Origin of the sequence: Flexithrix dorotheae DSM 6795, assembly GCF_000379765.1 — a bacterium.
GTDB lineage: Bacteria > Bacteroidota > Bacteroidia > Cytophagales > Flammeovirgaceae > Flexithrix > Flexithrix dorotheae.
The window spans coordinates 149,120-165,161 of the sequence record NZ_KB903476.1 but is presented as its reverse complement, the minus strand read 5'-3'; the positions used below and the strand labels follow the sequence as shown (position 1 = coordinate 165,161).

Here is a 16,042-nt window from a genome sequence, read left to right as displayed (position 1 = left end):
TATAAGTTTTAAAATTCCTGGTTGCGGGTAATTCAGTAGAGACCAGGGGCAAATTGAGCTTCAGAAGTTTGGAGGACGTAAGGTTGCGAATACAGACGCTGTCTGGAAAGCCTTTTTTGTTTATATTGGGAATTACTGTGGAACGGGAGGAATTAGATTTTATGTGGTTGCAAATGAATGAGTTATTTAATTTGTCTGTTTTGACTTTCCAATGCAACTTCTGTAAATAATTTTTTTGACTTTGTCATGAGTGGAAATCAGGTACTGATTATTTCAGTTTTATATTTTTTAGCACTTTTTATCATTGCATTTTTTACGGCCAGAGGTGCTACCACAGCCATATTTTTTAATGTAGAAAAAAAGGCAAAGTGGTATTTGGTGGCATTCGGTATGGTAGGAGTGGCCATTTCAGGTCTGGATTTCCTACTGATTCCCCTGGGAGTGGGCACCAGTGGTTTTAGCGATATTCAGCGGGTATTTGGCTATTTGTTAGGATATGCGTTTGTAGCTACAATTCTCCTTCCGATTTATTATAAACTCAATCTTATTTCCATTTACAGTTACTTTGAAACCAGATTTGGTTTCTGGTCACAAAAATCAGGAGCCTTTTTCTTTCTGATCTCCAGGGCCTTACGGACGGCTTTTCGTATTTTTATAGTCACGAGTATATTGCATGAGCTGGTTTTCAAAAGTTTAGGAATAAACTTCTTTGTCATTTTACTAATAGGGCTTACCATTATCTTTTTCTACTCTCTTCGGGGAGGCATAAAAACCATCATCTGGACAGATGTTTTTAACACCAGCCTAATCATTATTGTAGTAGGGCTGATTATCAATTTTCTGGTTCAAAATGTAGGCGGGACATTTAATGAAGCTATGATAAAAGTGCAGGAAAGTAAATATTCCATTGCCTTTTTCTGGGAAACTGGAAGTGACAGTCATTTTTTTAAGCAATTCCTATCCGGAATTTTTATAGCCGTAGTATTTAATGGGCTTGATCAGGATATCATGCAAAAACATCTGAGTTGTAAAAATATAAGTGATGCCCAGAAAAATATGTTCTGGTTTGTCATTGTCCTGGTGATTGTAAATATTTTTATGCTCACACTTGGAGCACTTTTCTTTTTGTATGCGGATCAGTACGGAGTTCAGGGAACAGACAGTAGTTTCTTAATTGGTTTATTGCAGCATAATTTTAGCAATTTTGTATTGGTGCTGTTTTTTATCGGATTAATGGCAGCCTGTTTTTCAAGTACAGATTCAGCGTTAATTTCCCTTACAACTTCTTTTTGTATAGATTTTCTGGATTTTGGCAAAACCAAAACGGGAGAAGCCACTAAGCGAATGACTCGTATTCAGGTCCATCTGGTATTTTCCATTATTCTTTTCATTATTGTAGCTCTGTTCAAACTGATTAATAATGAGCGGGTTGTAGAATCCATATTTACGGTAGCCAGTTTTACCTACGGACCTTTGTTGGGACTTTTTGCTTTTGGGCTTTTTACCAAATGGAACCTCAAAGACCGCTATGTTCCTTTGGTTTGTTCTATTGCTCCTATTATTTCCTATTTAATGAATTTCTTTTCTGAAGAGCTATTCAACGGCCATCAATTCGGTAATGAACTGGTTATCCTGAATGGTATAATTACCTTTTTAGGCTTGATGACTTTAATCCGCAAAAAAGTTAGCTCCCTGGCTTAAAATCGGCTGAGTTCAGGTATTAGTTCCCTCTTTCTTCCATTTGAAAATGAGCCAGCAAATCAGGATGAAACAACCTCCTGCAATGATTAATGATATAAGGTCGAATGTTGGGTAGACTTCATGTTGTAAGAATAACGCATGGGTTTGCAGGGAAAAGGATTCGTTGGTAATGAATAATGAAAGACAGATATTGTTGGCTGCATGGGCGCCCCAGGCTATTTCCAGCCCTTTATCCTTAATAGTGACATAGCCAAATAATAATCCCATAAAAAGATATTGACCCATAGCGAAGAATTCTCCAAATGCCTTTACTTCAGGGTTTGAAGCATGAACTGCTGCAAAAAGTAAAGTGGAGAGTACCATGGCTACCCATTTATTATTGGCGATCAGATTGAAACCCTGAAGCAGATAACCTCTAAAAATTAATTCTTCGAAGCCCGCCTGTATAGGAATAAAAACCAGGGAAATGAGCACCATTAAGAAGAAATGAACGCCCTGGAAATTAAATTCAAAACCATCGGGGAAGAAAATGAAGTTGGACTGGATGATCATTAAGGATATGAGAAACCATAATCCAAAACCTTTAAAAAAATGATTCCACCGGAATTTTTGGAAATCATTTATTATCCCTAACAGGGACTTATCGTGGATTTTTTTTAGAGAAAAAAGCAAGGCAAGGAACCCTATAGCAAAAGGAAACGTGGCTAATATGAAAATGATATTCTTTCCCAGAGGATGTTCATTGTCAAATTCAATATGGCTAACCAGATTCACTTCAGCGAAGAGTTGCCATATAAAAATAGCCAGTATGATACTACACAAAGTAAGCAGGTATCTCCACCACTCATTTCTCCCATTTTCAGATTTACTCAACATAAAATTTACTAATCAGTATTTCGAATTTGGAAAAGTAATGCCTAATTTACCCTTCTGAAAATTTTGAGAGCGGTTTCTTATTGATAATAGTCCTGCTGAAAACAAAAATTATAACCGTAGAGAAGACGATTATTTAGGATGTGGTTCAAGGAATCTGTATCTTTATCAAAAAAATAGTGAATTAAATATATCAAGTTATCCTTTTGAAAATGAAAACAAGTAGAAGAAATGCTTTGAAGAAAATGACCGCTGGAACAGCTGCAGTGGCATTATCAGGTGGGCTTACGCACAGAATTACTGCTGCAGAAAATGCACTGGAAAACGGATTGAAAGGAAAGGTGAATCATTCGGTATGTAAATGGTGCTATAAGGATATATCCCTTGAAGATCTTTGCAAGGAAAGTGAAAAAATCGGGCTTCAGTCTATTGAGCTGTTAGGTGTGAATGACTGGCCTACTTTGCAAAAATATGGGCTAACCTGCGCCATGGGAAATGGAGCTTCTTTAGGAATTACCAAAGGTTGGAACGATCCTGCTTTACACGATGAACTGGTAGACCGATATACTGAAATTATTCCTCTGGCCGCAAAAGCAGGGATAAAAAATGTGATTACTTTTTCCGGGAATAGGGACGGGATGGATGACGAAACAGGAATGATCAATTGTGCGAAAGGAATCAGAAGAATAATGAGCCTTGCCGAACAGCACAAAGTAACCATTGTGATGGAATTGCTGAACAGTAAGATTAATCATAAAGATTATATGTGTGACCACACCAAATGGGGAGCGGCACTTTGTGAAATGGTAGGTTCTGAGCGAATGAAATTACTGTATGATATTTATCACATGCAAATAATGGAAGGAGACGTAATCCGGACCATTAAGGAACATCATCAATACATTGCCCATTACCACACCGGTGGGGTACCAGGCCGAAATGAAATTGATGATACTCAGGAGTTGTATTATCCTGCGATTATGAAAGCCATTGTAGAAACCGGGTTTGATGGGTTTGTAGCACAGGAATTTATCCCGGCAAGGGAAGATAAACTAGCTTCATTGAAACAGGGAGTGGACATTTGTAATATCTGAAAATAGAATTTTTTATTTGGAAGCCCTTTGGATTGATTTTCAAAGGGCTTTTTCAGTTTTAATGGTTTGTTTTATCATAATTGATTAAATACTATACAATGGTGCTGGTGGGGAATTAGGATGGAAAATGTACCAGAAAAAGAAATATTTGTCTTTCAAAATATAAAGATTTGTTCATATCCTTGTGTAACTGGTGTCTGAAATTTAGGCGCCAGTAATTGGGGAATTTTCAGGTGTTCTAAATTTCTGGAGAAATTTGAATATATAATTCTCCATATTCAGCATTAACTCCTGGCATTTTGTTGTGTCTTTATTAATAAAGGATGGAATTTTATTTAACTTAATGCTTGGGAAATATATTTCTCTTTGAAAAAATTGTATAGTAAACAACCAATATAGAAAATGAAAAAAAACATTTCAAGAAGAGGCTTTATCGGTGCCAGCAGTCTTGCTACAGCCGGAATGGCTATGGGATTTCATTCCCTTCCCTTCCCATCAGTTGGAAATATAATCGGAGCTAACGACAACATTAATTTAGGGGTAATTGGCACAGGTGGAAGAGGTTCATGGGCTGTAAAAGTGGCTCAGGATGTACCTGGTATAAATGTTACTGCTTGTTGTGATATTATTCCTGAAAGACTGGAGCAGGGATTAAGTGTGGCTGCTAAGGATGCCAAAGGATATAAGGACTACAAAAAAATGTTGGAGAATAAAGATTTGGATGCTATTGTAGTAGCTACTCCACTGTACCTTCATTCTGAAATGGCTCTGGATGCGATAGAAGCCGGCAAGCATGTATACTGCGAAAAAACCATGGCTTTCAATATCGATCAGTCCAAGCAATTGGTGGAAAAAGTGAAGGACAGTAATGTAGTTTTCCAGGTGGGTTATCAGCAAAGGGTTAATCCATTATTTATGAAAATAAATGATATTATGTCTGGTGGATACATTGGAGATGTAAAACATATACAATGTACCTGGAATCGGAATGGAGACTGGAGAAAGCCTGTTTCAGACCCGTCACTGGAAAGACTAATCAATTGGAGAATGTACCTTGAGTATTCAGGAGGATTGATGGCTGAGTTAAGTTCTCACCAGATAGATGTAGTGAACTGGTTGTTAGGTGCACATCCATTGGCCGTAACAGGTATGGGTGGAGTGGATTTTTGGAAGGATGGTCGGGAAACCTATGATAATATTTCTGCTGTTTTCGAGTATCCTAATGGCGTTAAATCTCATTTTACCTGTCTTACGACTAATGCTCATGAAGGATTTTCCATGAAATTTTATGGAACTAAGGCTTCAATTGTAGTGAACAGAGAGCAGGGACAAAAAGGATTTATTTACCCAGAGCCGGTTCAGGGGGCCAATAGTGATGTAGATGGGGTTAGTGGTGCTACAAAAGAATTGATGGAAGCCGGAGAAGCAATTCCAATACTTTTGGGAGACCCTTCCAAAGATGACAGTGTGCCAACTGGAAATGCATTCGAACACTTTGCTGAATGCATCAGAGAAAGCAAAAAGCCAAATGCAGACGTCATTTCCGGGCATTATGGAAGTGTGGCTGTAGCTATGGGAAATATGGCTATGAGAAACAAAACTACTGAAAGGTGGAAGGAAGAATATACAGTTTAAGTTTTAGTTTTAATCATCATAATAAAAAAGGATTCCTGCAATGGCAGAAATCCTTTTTGTTTTATTAAATAATCCAATTAGTAGATGTTAGTAAATAATTGGTGAAAAGAATTATGGCTTATGTGGGTTATAATTTTCGTCCCTATTTGTTGATCAGGAAGTGAGCGGTTTGTTTTGAAATTATTATTGGAAACTAATGTAGGGTTGAACCTGTATTGCAAGTTCTTCCGTGACTATTTTTATTTTTTTCAAATCTTCAATAGAGTTGTAATTGCCATGCTGTTTTCTGTAATTCACAATAATTTTGGCCAGTTTCCAATCGATATAGGGGTGAGACTTAAGCATAGTTTCATCTGCCCGGTTGATATTAATCTTTTGAATCGATAAGTCGGTAATTTCAGCTTTTTCGATTAAGGAAAGATAAACTTCTTCTTTAAGTCCATAGACTTCCTTTACCTGTTCCAGAGAATGAAAACCACCAAGTTTGTCTCTGAATTTCACAATTCTTGTGGAAAGTTTGGAGCCAATTCCTCTAATTTGCTTTAATGTGGTGGTATCTGCCTTATTTATGTCAAAAGAGGAAATTTTTACTTCCGTCTTTTCAATATGTTTTTTAACATCCGGATACGTTTTATTTTCCGCTTTAAATTTTTCTTTTTTTGAAAAAGCCTCAGGTAAGTCTATATAAGGCTCCAGTTTTGAATAAGCTTCTTCGGGAAAACCATAAATCTTTTTCAGATCTGATTTAATCTTAAAACTTCCTCCTTTTTCAACATATTTTAAAATTCTTTTACCCAGGTAGGTGGCAACCCCAAGTTTTTCCCATTCCGACAAACTGATCTCATTGGGATTGAAATTAAAATATTTAACAACCTTTTTGGGAAATGAAGTTTTTGAAGAATTCATTTCCTTTTTTGCTTTTTTGGCGGTGAACTGAGGCTCTAGCTGAGCGGCAAGAATTTCAAGTTTTTCAAGATCACTGTCCCAGTTTTTAGCAGGTTTTTTCATCAAAAAACGAGAACAAAAGGGACTCATGAGTAAAATAGCCATAATTATGACTAATACTACAAACCCATTAGTTTCCCTGTTGGAAAAGCTGAAATATGATTTTATCCAGTTTTTTATTTCGTTCATTGAAGGTTTTTTGACTTTTTTATTTATTAACTCGCATTACCAAAATTAATTTTATGGATTCTTTGGAAAGATTTCATTTTTTTAATGATTAACGAGAGTTTATTACGTGTATAAAATATTTACTCTTCTTATTTTCTGTATAGTTAGAAAATTATAGCTTGTTTGCATTTGTAATTGTCTGATATTCAGTGGAGCTATAACTAGGGGAACCTCAATAAAAAACTGCAAGCCGTCAATTATTATATTTCTTTAATTAAATTTAAGAATGATTCTTAGGTTTTGTTAGGGAAGCTTGTGTTGCCCGTTTGCCTAATATTGTTCACTTAAATAAATATTAAAAAATGGAAATTAAAGGAGCAGGAGGGTCGCAGGGAGGAATTGGCAGATTTTTTCTAGGACTGATTATGCTTATCGGTGGCGGATATCTATTTCTAAATTCAATCCATGTAACCAATAGTTTTGGCCTGGGGTACAGTTTATATTCATTTGGAGGGTTCAGGTTAACTTCCGGTTTTGTACTGATTCCTTTTATTATTGGCATAGGAATGATCTTTTTTAATTCAGCTAACTATTTGGGCTGGTTCCTGGCCATTGGTTCCCTGATCATGCTAGGGTTTGGGGTAATTACCAGTCTGCATTTTACAATGCAGAGAATGACCTTATTTGAGTTAATCACCATTCTTGTTTTATTCATTGGAGGTTTGGGTTTGTTTTTAAGCTCTTTGCGTAACTTAGCCAGATAGAGACAAGGATTAGATTCATTATTGTGAGTCAAAATCACGGAGAGCCGAAGTAAAGTCCGGGAAATTATTCATGGAATAAATTTATTTATTATAGGATATGATAAAAACATTATTATTAGTCTTTTTAACTGCAATTTCACTTTCTTCCATAGCGCAGAAAGTGAAGGATTTACCAGAATCAAAATTAGAAAAATCAGTACTGGAAAAGCATTTGAGAATTATTGCTTCAGATGCCATGATGGGAAGGAGAACAGGGGAACAAGGAAATAATTTAGCCGCCAGATATATTGCTGAGCAATTTAGGGCAAGTGGTATAAAGCCAACACCCGACAATGATGATTATTTCCAATATTTCTCCTTACAAAATGTAGCTCCGGCAAAAATTGCCAGCCTTTCCTGGGGAGGGAAGACTTTTGAAAATGGGGCAGAGGCCTTACTTATTCATGGAAAAGAAAATCAGGAAGAAGGGGAGGCGGTTTTCGTAGGTTATGGAGAGGAAAAGGACTTTAAGGAAAAGGATGTAAAAGATAAAATTGTAGTCGCACAATTTGGTATACCTAATTCGCAAAATCCCATGGAAGCATTCCAGGCAAGTAAAGGGAAAAGGCAGTTGGCTGAAAAGTTGGGTGCAAAGGCATTAATTGAACTGTATCATTTACAATTGCCCTGGAAATCTATTGTAAATTATCTCAATAATACCCGAATGGAGATGGTTTCAGATGAAGAAGCTAATGCCAAATTAGTACATTTTTGGATTAATGATGAAAGTAAGGCATTATTGGCAAAAATCAATAAGGAAGAGGATAAACATATCAGTTTTGAAACATCTGGTTTAATAAAATCTCTGGTGAGGACTCAAAATGTAGTGGGGATGATTGAAGGTGCGGATGCAGCACTGAAAGATGAGTTTATTATCTTATCTGCGCATTATGATCATGTAGGTACAGCTAGTCATGCTCCGGGAGGCACACCAGAAGACTCTATTTTTAATGGTGCACGGGATAATGGTATGGGGGTAGTAGGTTTAATTGCTGCTGCCAAAGCTTTAGGTGAGAAACCTCCTGCCAGGTCGGTTTTGTTTATTGCTTTCACAGGGGAGGAAATGGGTTTATTGGGAAGTCAGTATTATAGTGAACATCCATTAATTCCACTTAATAAATGTATTTTCAATCTGAATATTGACGGAGCGGGTTATAATGATACCTCATTGGTTTCCGTAATTGGACTGGATAGAACCGGAGCTAAAGAAGAAATTGAAAAAGGAAGTGAGGCCTTTGGGCTTGGTGTGTTTGGTGATCCATCACCAGAACAGGGGCTTTTCGATCGGTCGGATAATGTGAATTTTGCAGCCAAGGGCATTCCTGCTCCTACGTTTAGCGAAGGCTTAAAAGCATTTGATGCAGAAATAATGAAAACCTACCATCAGGTAACCGATGAAGTTGATACTATGGATTTCGATTATTTATTGAAATTTTGCCAGGCTTATGTGTACTCTGCCCGGCTAATTGCCAATAAAAAGGAAAGGCCACAGTGGGAAGCCGGTGACAAATATGAGAAGGCTGCTAAGGCGCTTTATGGAGGTGAATAATTCATGTTTTTTATTAATTGGTCTTTCAAAAAAATCAAAGTGAGATTTGGCGGCTTGTTAAACTCTAATACTTGATATAAAATTTAAGTCTAAGCAGGGGCTGCATTTTCGCGACCCTGTGTTCAAATTTGTACTGAAGTACGAGGGCAGGGGCTCTTTATGAGAATACCCTGCAAGGACTAAAAACTCTTGATTGAAATGGAAATTAATTATCACACTGATAAAATTTGGACAATTGAAAATTTCATGGAAAGAGAAGAATGTGAAAATTTAATTGCCTTTAGCGAGGAGATAGGATATGAGGAAGCAAAGGTTAGCTTTCCTGAAGGAGCAAAAATGGTGAAGGGATTGAGAAATAATGAAAGAATTCTTTTTGAGGATGAGGAATTAGCTGGTCGCTTGTGGGAAAGGCTTGCTCCATTTTGTCCATTCAAAATTGAAAATTCCATTGCCGTTGGCTTAAATGAAATGTTTCGGTTTTATAGATATGAGCGAGAGCAGCGGTTTAAACGTCATATAGATGGTAGATTCAAACGTGGGGAATCTGAAGAAAGCAGAATAACTTTTCTTGTTTACCTCAATGACAATTACAAAGGAGGAATAACAAAATTTGATGAGGTTAGCATTATTCCCAAAATTGGGACTGCTTTATGTTTTATCCACGAGCAGAAACATGAGGGAATTCCAATTGAAGAAGGGATCAAATATGTTTTGAGAAGTGATGTAATGTATGGCAATTAATTTTTAAAACTTTAACCAATCACAAACCCTAAAATACTATGTGGAAAGAAGAAAATAACCAATTGACAAAATCATTCGAGTTTAAAGATTTTAAAGAAGCATTTGCTTTTATGACCAAAGTAGCCATGCTGGCTGAGCAGCAAAACCACCATCCTTACTGGACAAATGTGTACAATAAGGTAGAGATTTTTCTCAATACGCATGATGCCGGTGACATTGTAACTGATAAGGATCACCAACTGGCAAAAGCTATTGATGCGCTTTAACTGCTTTTTCTGACTTTCTTCTTTTCAACTCTGATTTTATCAAGTTGAATTCACGACTGGTTTGCCCGGCAATGGAAGTGTTTTCTTCTGCTCTTCTAAAAAGATACGGAAGCACTGCTTTTATTGGGCCGTAAGGTACGTATTTGGCTACATTGTACCCCGCTTTGCTCAGGTTAAATGAAATATTATCACTCATGCCATATAGCTGGGCAAAGTGAATATGAGAGTGGCCATTGGGAATGTCATGTTTTCGCAAAAGCGCAGTAAGATGGTAACATGAATTTTCATTATGTGTTCCGGCACAAATGGCAATTGTATCAATATGTTTCACACAAAATTCAAGTGCAGTATTGTAGTCCAAATCACAGGCCGTTTTATTGGGTTGGATGGGATCAGGGTAACCGAGCCGTTCAGCCCTTTCTCTTTCTTTTTCCATGTAGGCGCCTCTCACTAACTTGGCCCCCAGGAAATAACCACGCTCTTTGGCTAGTTTGTAATCGTTTTTTAAATCCAGCAATTTATTCACACAATACAGCTGATATGTATTGTATACAATAGGGGAATTTTTATTGTATTTTTCCATCATTTCCCTTACCAGGTTGTCTATAGGTACCTGAATCCAGGTTTCTTCAGCATCGATAAAAAGCCTAACTTTATGTTCAAAAGCAGTCTGGCAAATGGTATCCACTCTTACTCTTAGTTTTTCAAACTGTTCCTCTTCTTTAGGGGATAAGGGTTTTTTTGATTGAATTTTGGCTAAAAGCGCATGTGAAGCCAGGCCAGTAATTTTAAAAACACAAAAGGGAATTTCTTTTAATCCTGCAGATTTCTGCACGTTTGCAAGAGTTTCATTAAAGGTTTTTAAAAAATGTTTTTCATTGGAAGCTCCTTCCACTGCATAATCCAGGATTGTCCCAATATTGTATTCAGAAAGTAGGCGAATGGTTTTGTTACAATCTTCTATGTTTTCACCACCGCAAAATTGTGAGAATAAAGTTCGCCTGATAAATGGCTTTACAGGAAGGTTAAGTTTCAGAGCGAGCTGGATGAAAAATGTTCCCAGTTTTACCAGCCCATTCCAGTTCATGAGGGAAAAAAGAAAGTAAGCTTTCCGGAGTGAATTACTGTTTTTAGAAGCAAATGCAATCCTGGTGTCAGTGAAGTTTATATGTAAATTCTCTGTCATCATATTATGTGTTTTGTTGTTTATTGGTTCCGGAACTTTCCGGAGGCTTGGCTGGTTAGGCCATGGTAAATTTAGGCTCTTTCCTATCAAAGAAACCTTATTTTTGTCAATTGGTTTGTATTTGCAAAGAAAGTACATTTTAGGGTTTCTTTTATTTTTAAATCTGATACTTTTTTGCAGCTAATCATTTATCAATAAAATCAATTGGATATATGCGCTATTGATGAAATAAAAGTGGTTTCTCTATTATTTTACCACTGCTTTATCACTATCTTTGCGTCTTAATTTTTGAAGCTTTTTGTAGAAAAGTAAGTGGTTGGGAAACAACTGAATTTTTTAAATAAAAAATTAATCCTTAAACGTGAGTTTTAATACAGAAGAAGTTAATCGGTTGATAAAATCCAGAAGGTCAGTTTTTGTAGACCAGTTTAGTGAACAAACCATTGATAAAAAAATCATTGAACAGTTGTTGGAAAATGCCAATTGGGCACCTTCTCACGGAAAAACTGAACCTTGGAGATTCTTTGTTTTTTCCGGAGATGGTTTGAAAAAATTTGCTGACTTCCAATCTGGTTTATATAAAAAGCTAACTGCCCCTGAAAATTTTTCTGAAGCAAAATTCACCAAGCTAAAGGCCAAACCGCTTAAAGCCTCACACATCATTGCAGTAGCTATGAAAAGGCAGGAATCTGAGAAGATTCCGGAGATTGAGGAGGTGGAAGCTGTGGCTTGTGCCGTGCAGAATATTTACCTTACAGCGACTGCCTATGGAATTGGTGGCTATTGGGGTAGTGGGGGAGTGACTTATTGGGAAGAGGCCAAAGATTTTTTTGGTTTGGGAGATAAAGATAAATTATTAGGTTTCTTCTATTTGGGCTATCCGAAACATGAACTGGCAGAGGGCAAAAGAGGTGATATTTCCCAAAAAGTGGAGTGGATTGAAGAATAATTAATGTTAATCCTGGTTTATCTGAAAAATATCAAAAACTGACAGAATGTCTTTTGAACTTTTTTTGCAGCAAATTTGATATATAAGGGATTATAGAGGTGAGTCCTCTAAAATTATTAAAATAATCAAGAATAAATTTTATCAACAAAATAGATTTTAAAATGGGAAAAGCAATTGAAATAACAGATGATAACTTTGAAGAAGTTGTGTTAAACTCTGAAAACCCTGTATTAGTGGATTTCTGGGCTACCTGGTGTGGACCATGTTTAATGATGGCTCCGGTAGTAGAAGAATTGGCAGGAGATTTTGATGGAAAAGCCGTAATTGGAAAACTGGACGTTGATGCCAATCCGGAAACAGCTGCTAAATTTGGAATCAGGAGTATCCCTACAATGATGGTGTTTAAAGGAGGAGAAGTAGTAGACAAAGTAGTAGGAGCATCTTCAAAAGCAGATCTTCAGGGAAGAGTTGAAGCTCAGATAGCTTAATTTGAGTTTTATTTATAAAATAGAAAGCCGCTGTTGAATAAACCAACAGCGGCTTTTTTTATGATATGTTTGTCAATTTTTATGAAGCCAGTTCTTCCTGATGTTCTCTTAATTTAGCATAAACTACAGGAGGGTTTATGGAATAATCCGTTTTTACCTCCACCAAATCCTGATAATTGTTGAAAAAACGGGAGAGCTTCCCATACTTTACTCCGTTTTTTCGAAGTTCTGTACCTACTTTGGCTAAGTTGGCCCAACCTGTTTCATCACAACTTTCAGCTAAAGCATTTTTAATTACTTTTTCAATTTCCAAGTTTTCCATGCTTCTTATGTCGTTTAATTCAATAAATAATTTTAGAAAAATAAGCACAAAGAGTAAGAAATAACCCTGGTGCTTTAGGATGAAGTTTATCCGGGTAAAAATTAAACCCAAACTCATTTATCATTTAACTAAAAAGTAAATGCTTGATTAAATAACCTATAAGACTTAATTCAACATAAATTAAAGAACATTTTCCGGTTAAAGGGTAGCCGACCCACAGCGAATTAAGTAGTACTAAATTAAAAAAATATGGAAAAAGTTGTATATATTTTTTGAGGAAATTTTTGGTAAATTCCCTGTTTTTGGTAACAAAAATTTAGGATGAGATTCTGCGCTATGGTGTCCAATAGCCCCATTGCTAAGGAGTAAAATTACTTTGAGTCTTTTTTCAACATTGAAAAATGAAGTGAATTTTATTATTATAACCGTTACATTGGTTTTGGAGGGAATGGCACATGCGCCAGCTGAAGAAATTTTTATTAAAAAATGCTACTTTATAATAGAACAGCCTTCCATACAATCGAAAATATTTACAATGTGTTTATCGGCTAAAGTGTAAAAAATATTCTTCCCCTCTCTTTCGGATTTCAGTACGCCTTTATCTTTCATTTTTATCAGGTGATGAGAGAGTAAGGATTGTTCTATTCCTGTACCTTTCATGAGTTCGGAAACTGTGAGTTTTTCCTTGTTTTCCAGTAATTCCAATATGGATAGTCTTACAGGATGGGCTATAGTTTTGAGTATTTCAGCTACTTTTAAAAGTGTTTCAGCATCAAATCGGGTGGATAGTTTCTCCATTTTCAGGTTGGGTATGTTCAATGTAAAAATATGAACATTTTGTCATATTTAAGCACCAATGCTATTATTTCCGAGAAATAGTAATCTCTCTATAATTCCTCTATGGCAAAATAATACAATGCAGGATTAATTTTGAATTACTACTTAAACACCAGTTTCACAAAAATAAAACCCCTGACAGTCATCAGCCTGTCAGGGGTTTTAAGTTATTTTAATTCAGACCATTTATTTCTCTTCACTTCCAAATACCTTCTTCAAAATATCAGAGGTCCTTTCCATAGGGTCTTCTCTGATTTTTTCCTCTTCCTGTGCCACCATCACAAAAAGTCCTTCAATCGCCTTTTCAGTGACATATTCTTCCAGGTTTGGATTGATTTTTTTCATGAAAGGAATTTTGTTGTATTCGGTCATTACGTTATCCCAATATCTTGTAGCGTCTACTTTTTCAATAGATTGGGCAATAATCGGCTGAAACCTGGCTTTGAGGCTATCAGAAGTTGTATTTTGCAAATAAGCCGTGGCTGCATTGTCTTCTCCTCTTACGATTTCGATCGCATCTTTAAAGGTTAATTGTTTTATGGCAACAATAAAAATATCCTTGGCCTCACCCGCAGCATCTTCAGCGGCTCTGTTCAGCGAAAGTATGGCATCATCGGCTAATTTCCCCATGCCTACTGCCCTTAATTGACTTTCTACAAATTTGGCTTCTTCAGGAAAAGGAATTTTTACCAAAGGATTTCCGAAATAGCCATCCAGTTGGGCTACTTCACCTACTCCTTTCACAATTCCCTTCTGTAGGGCTTCTTTAATGGCATTTCCGGCTTCTTCTTCTGTAAATCCCAATGATGTGGTTGTACTGGTTACTGACTCCTTGAGCTTTTTTAAAAACTGCCCATGTGCCAATGGCGCAAATAATAGTAATGCAGGTAAAATCAGACTTTTAATAAATTTCATATGTATAGATTTAATTTTGTGATCTAAGTCTTTCGACTATTTTAAATGAGATTTGTTTTAGTATCCAATTGAAGTTTTAGCCAAATGGTGCAGTATTTATTTTAACCTGACCATATAACAATATTAGAGGATATTTTGCTTAATTTGGTTGGGATGTGAGAAAATCTATGTATTTATAATTTTCTTTTTTAAAAACTAAAGGCAAAATCAGTTCCTATCATAAAGGCTTTTAATCCATCTTGCCTCCTGTATTGCGCATATCTCACATTCACACTTTTGAAGCGGGCAATTTTTTTTGAAAAAGGGTGGCGGAACCGGGAAATCCCAAAAACGGGGGAATACCTGAATCCTATTCCGGCTTTGTGGCTGTAAAAACCTGAAAGATCGAAATCTGAAGTATAGAATTCATCTGTAATCCGGTTCACTTTAAAACCTCCAAAGTATTGAGAAGCCTGCTGTGTATGGTACCTGTAGAATGGGAAAATGGAGAAAAACGGACTGAATTTTATGGAGGGCTCAATGCTAAAAGTATGGGCCTGAATGCCAAAATCATCCCAATAGTACCTGTAAAACATTCGGAGTACTAAAGGATCAGCTACATAATAATGCAGTCGGGCACTTACTGGAATTTTAAAACGCTTTCCCGGTAGTTTTTCAATTTTTGGCATATCCTGTTCTTTGAAATAAACCCGGTGAAAAGGAGTAGAAAGCAGCCCATTTTGATTGACCAGTTCTCCGGAGAAAGCTACCTGCATTTTTTTATTAATCACCTGGGAATAAGAAAGCAAAAGACTGTAGGACCGTCTTTTATCGGTGTCTACCTGGGCAAGGCCTGGCTCACGCAATTCTTCAGGAAAAATGATGGCCCATCGGTCGAAATATACCAGGCCGCTGATATTGAATTCCCTGTTGCCATCTTCAGAAGCCAGCATCCAGTCCGCCCCTAAAAAATTGGAGATATAATCCGATTCCATGGAACCACCCATTTGGAAACCGAAAGCTTTTGACCTTAAAGCATTAAATTTTTTGTAGCCTAAAGAAACCTGTGTTCTCACATCTGAGCTAGAAGCAGAAGAAACAGCAGTATTAATTCTGTCGGTAGAGGCGGAAGAGTAGTGGTTCACATTCAAACTCATGTTGAAATAACTGGAAGTGTCCAGGGGAATATTCAGGATAATTGTTCCGGAAATATCCTGTAGTTCCTCTGTGCCCAATCCTCCTGTTACAGCCGAATGATTGCCATCCTGTTCGTAATAGTGGAATAAAAAATTAACATCAATATCTTCTAAAACTACACTTGAATCAGTGGGAAGGGTAGTTTTTTCCTCATCAATAGTCTGGTTGTTTTGAGCATTTGAACTGGAAAGGCTCAGAAGATAAATTACTGTAAAAAGTAAATGGTTCAGCAGGTTTTTCAGAAAGAGAATTTTTATCTTGGGATTTGTAAATGGCATACAAACTAAAAAATGAAATTATGCTGCTAATTTAAAAATTATTTCAGGGAGGGGAGATTTTTTTGGAGGAATCAGGAAAATTAACATTAAAGATTATTTATCTAAGGTAAGAAAAA

General features: G+C 36.5%; 16 protein-coding genes. 9 read left to right on the top strand and 7 right to left on the bottom strand.

All coding sequences use genetic code 11. From position 1 onward, the window contains the following. Positions 1 to 246 precede the first annotated feature (246 nt). Complete coding sequence (locus A3EM_RS0131135) at positions 247 to 1,701, top strand: sodium:solute symporter (RefSeq protein ID WP_020532176.1); 1,455 nt, start codon at positions 247 to 249, stop codon at positions 1,699 to 1,701. A gap of 12 nt (positions 1,702 to 1,713) precedes the next feature. Here A3EM_RS0131135 and A3EM_RS44170 read toward each other — a convergent pair whose 3' ends face one another. Next, on the bottom strand, positions 1,714 to 2,577 hold the full coding sequence (locus A3EM_RS44170) for a CPBP family intramembrane glutamic endopeptidase (protein ID WP_020532175.1): 864 nt from the start codon (positions 2,575 to 2,577) through the stop codon (positions 1,714 to 1,716). Between the two features lie 209 nt (positions 2,578 to 2,786). Here A3EM_RS44170 and A3EM_RS0131125 point away from each other — a divergent pair, with 209 nt between their 5' ends. Both A3EM_RS0131125 and A3EM_RS0131120 read left to right on the top strand, forming a co-directional pair. Further along, positions 2,787 to 3,668, top strand: coding sequence for a hydroxypyruvate isomerase family protein (locus A3EM_RS0131125; RefSeq protein WP_020532174.1), 882 nt, complete (start codon positions 2,787 to 2,789; stop codon positions 3,666 to 3,668). Positions 3,669 to 4,070: 402 nt separating this feature from the next. Next, entirely contained in the window at positions 4,071 to 5,303 is a 1,233-nt protein-coding gene (locus A3EM_RS0131120) for a Gfo/Idh/MocA family protein (protein ID WP_020532173.1), read from the top strand. Between the two features lie 183 nt (positions 5,304 to 5,486). Here A3EM_RS0131120 and A3EM_RS0131115 read toward each other — a convergent pair whose 3' ends face one another. Further along, the gene (locus A3EM_RS0131115) at positions 5,487 to 6,437 is read right to left on the bottom strand and encodes a ComEA family DNA-binding protein (protein ID WP_026210691.1); all 951 of its coding nucleotides are present in this window, start codon (positions 6,435 to 6,437) and stop codon (positions 5,487 to 5,489) included. A gap of 341 nt (positions 6,438 to 6,778) precedes the next feature. Between A3EM_RS0131115 and A3EM_RS0131110 the strand changes: the two genes are divergently transcribed. The 4 genes from A3EM_RS0131110 (at position 6,779) to A3EM_RS0131095 (ending at position 9,775) form a co-directional block, all read left to right on the top strand. Next, on the top strand, positions 6,779 to 7,180 hold the full coding sequence (locus tag A3EM_RS0131110) for a hypothetical protein (RefSeq protein WP_020532170.1): 402 nt from the start codon (positions 6,779 to 6,781) through the stop codon (positions 7,178 to 7,180). Positions 7,181 to 7,277: 97 nt separating this feature from the next. Then, entirely contained in the window at positions 7,278 to 8,768 is a 1,491-nt protein-coding gene (locus A3EM_RS0131105; RefSeq protein WP_020532169.1) for a M28 family peptidase, read from the top strand. A 198-nt stretch (positions 8,769 to 8,966) separates the two neighbouring features. After that, positions 8,967 to 9,509: a 2OG-Fe(II) oxygenase gene (locus A3EM_RS0131100; protein WP_044240417.1), complete on the top strand. Its 543-nt coding sequence runs from the start codon at positions 8,967 to 8,969 to the stop codon at positions 9,507 to 9,509. Between the two features lie 38 nt (positions 9,510 to 9,547). Further along, positions 9,548 to 9,775: a 4a-hydroxytetrahydrobiopterin dehydratase gene (locus tag A3EM_RS0131095; protein ID WP_020532167.1), complete on the top strand. Its 228-nt coding sequence runs from the start codon at positions 9,548 to 9,550 to the stop codon at positions 9,773 to 9,775. On the opposite strand, the gene A3EM_RS0131090 is transcribed toward A3EM_RS0131095, so the two are convergent. Continuing rightward, complete coding sequence (locus A3EM_RS0131090) at positions 9,759 to 10,961, bottom strand: proline dehydrogenase family protein (RefSeq protein ID WP_026210689.1); 1,203 nt, start codon at positions 10,959 to 10,961, stop codon at positions 9,759 to 9,761. The two genes, A3EM_RS0131095 and A3EM_RS0131090, sit on opposite strands and share 17 nt — an antisense overlap. Before the next feature lie 361 nt (positions 10,962 to 11,322). Between A3EM_RS0131090 and A3EM_RS0131085 the strand changes: the two genes are divergently transcribed. After that, complete coding sequence (locus tag A3EM_RS0131085; protein ID WP_020532165.1) at positions 11,323 to 11,910, top strand: nitroreductase family protein; 588 nt, start codon at positions 11,323 to 11,325, stop codon at positions 11,908 to 11,910. A 161-nt stretch (positions 11,911 to 12,071) separates the two neighbouring features. After that, positions 12,072 to 12,398, top strand: a complete 327-nt coding sequence (trxA, locus tag A3EM_RS0131080) for a thioredoxin (protein ID WP_020532164.1) — start codon at positions 12,072 to 12,074, stop codon at positions 12,396 to 12,398. A 79-nt stretch (positions 12,399 to 12,477) separates the two neighbouring features. Here trxA and A3EM_RS0131075 read toward each other — a convergent pair whose 3' ends face one another. From A3EM_RS0131075 to A3EM_RS44165, 4 genes are all read right to left on the bottom strand, one after another. Further along, positions 12,478 to 12,720 (bottom strand): OST-HTH/LOTUS domain-containing protein, encoded by a 243-nt coding sequence (locus A3EM_RS0131075; RefSeq protein ID WP_157638183.1) that lies wholly within the window; start codon positions 12,718 to 12,720, stop codon positions 12,478 to 12,480. 489 nt (positions 12,721 to 13,209) lie between these two features. Continuing rightward, complete coding sequence (locus A3EM_RS0131070) at positions 13,210 to 13,518, bottom strand: ArsR/SmtB family transcription factor (RefSeq protein ID WP_020532162.1); 309 nt, start codon at positions 13,516 to 13,518, stop codon at positions 13,210 to 13,212. A 225-nt stretch (positions 13,519 to 13,743) separates the two neighbouring features. After that, on the bottom strand, positions 13,744 to 14,472 hold the full coding sequence (locus tag A3EM_RS0131065) for a DUF4197 domain-containing protein (protein WP_020532161.1): 729 nt from the start codon (positions 14,470 to 14,472) through the stop codon (positions 13,744 to 13,746). A 188-nt stretch (positions 14,473 to 14,660) separates the two neighbouring features. Next, complete coding sequence (locus A3EM_RS44165; RefSeq protein ID WP_020532160.1) at positions 14,661 to 15,926, bottom strand: DUF3570 domain-containing protein; 1,266 nt, start codon at positions 15,924 to 15,926, stop codon at positions 14,661 to 14,663. Positions 15,927 to 16,042 lie beyond the last annotated feature (116 nt).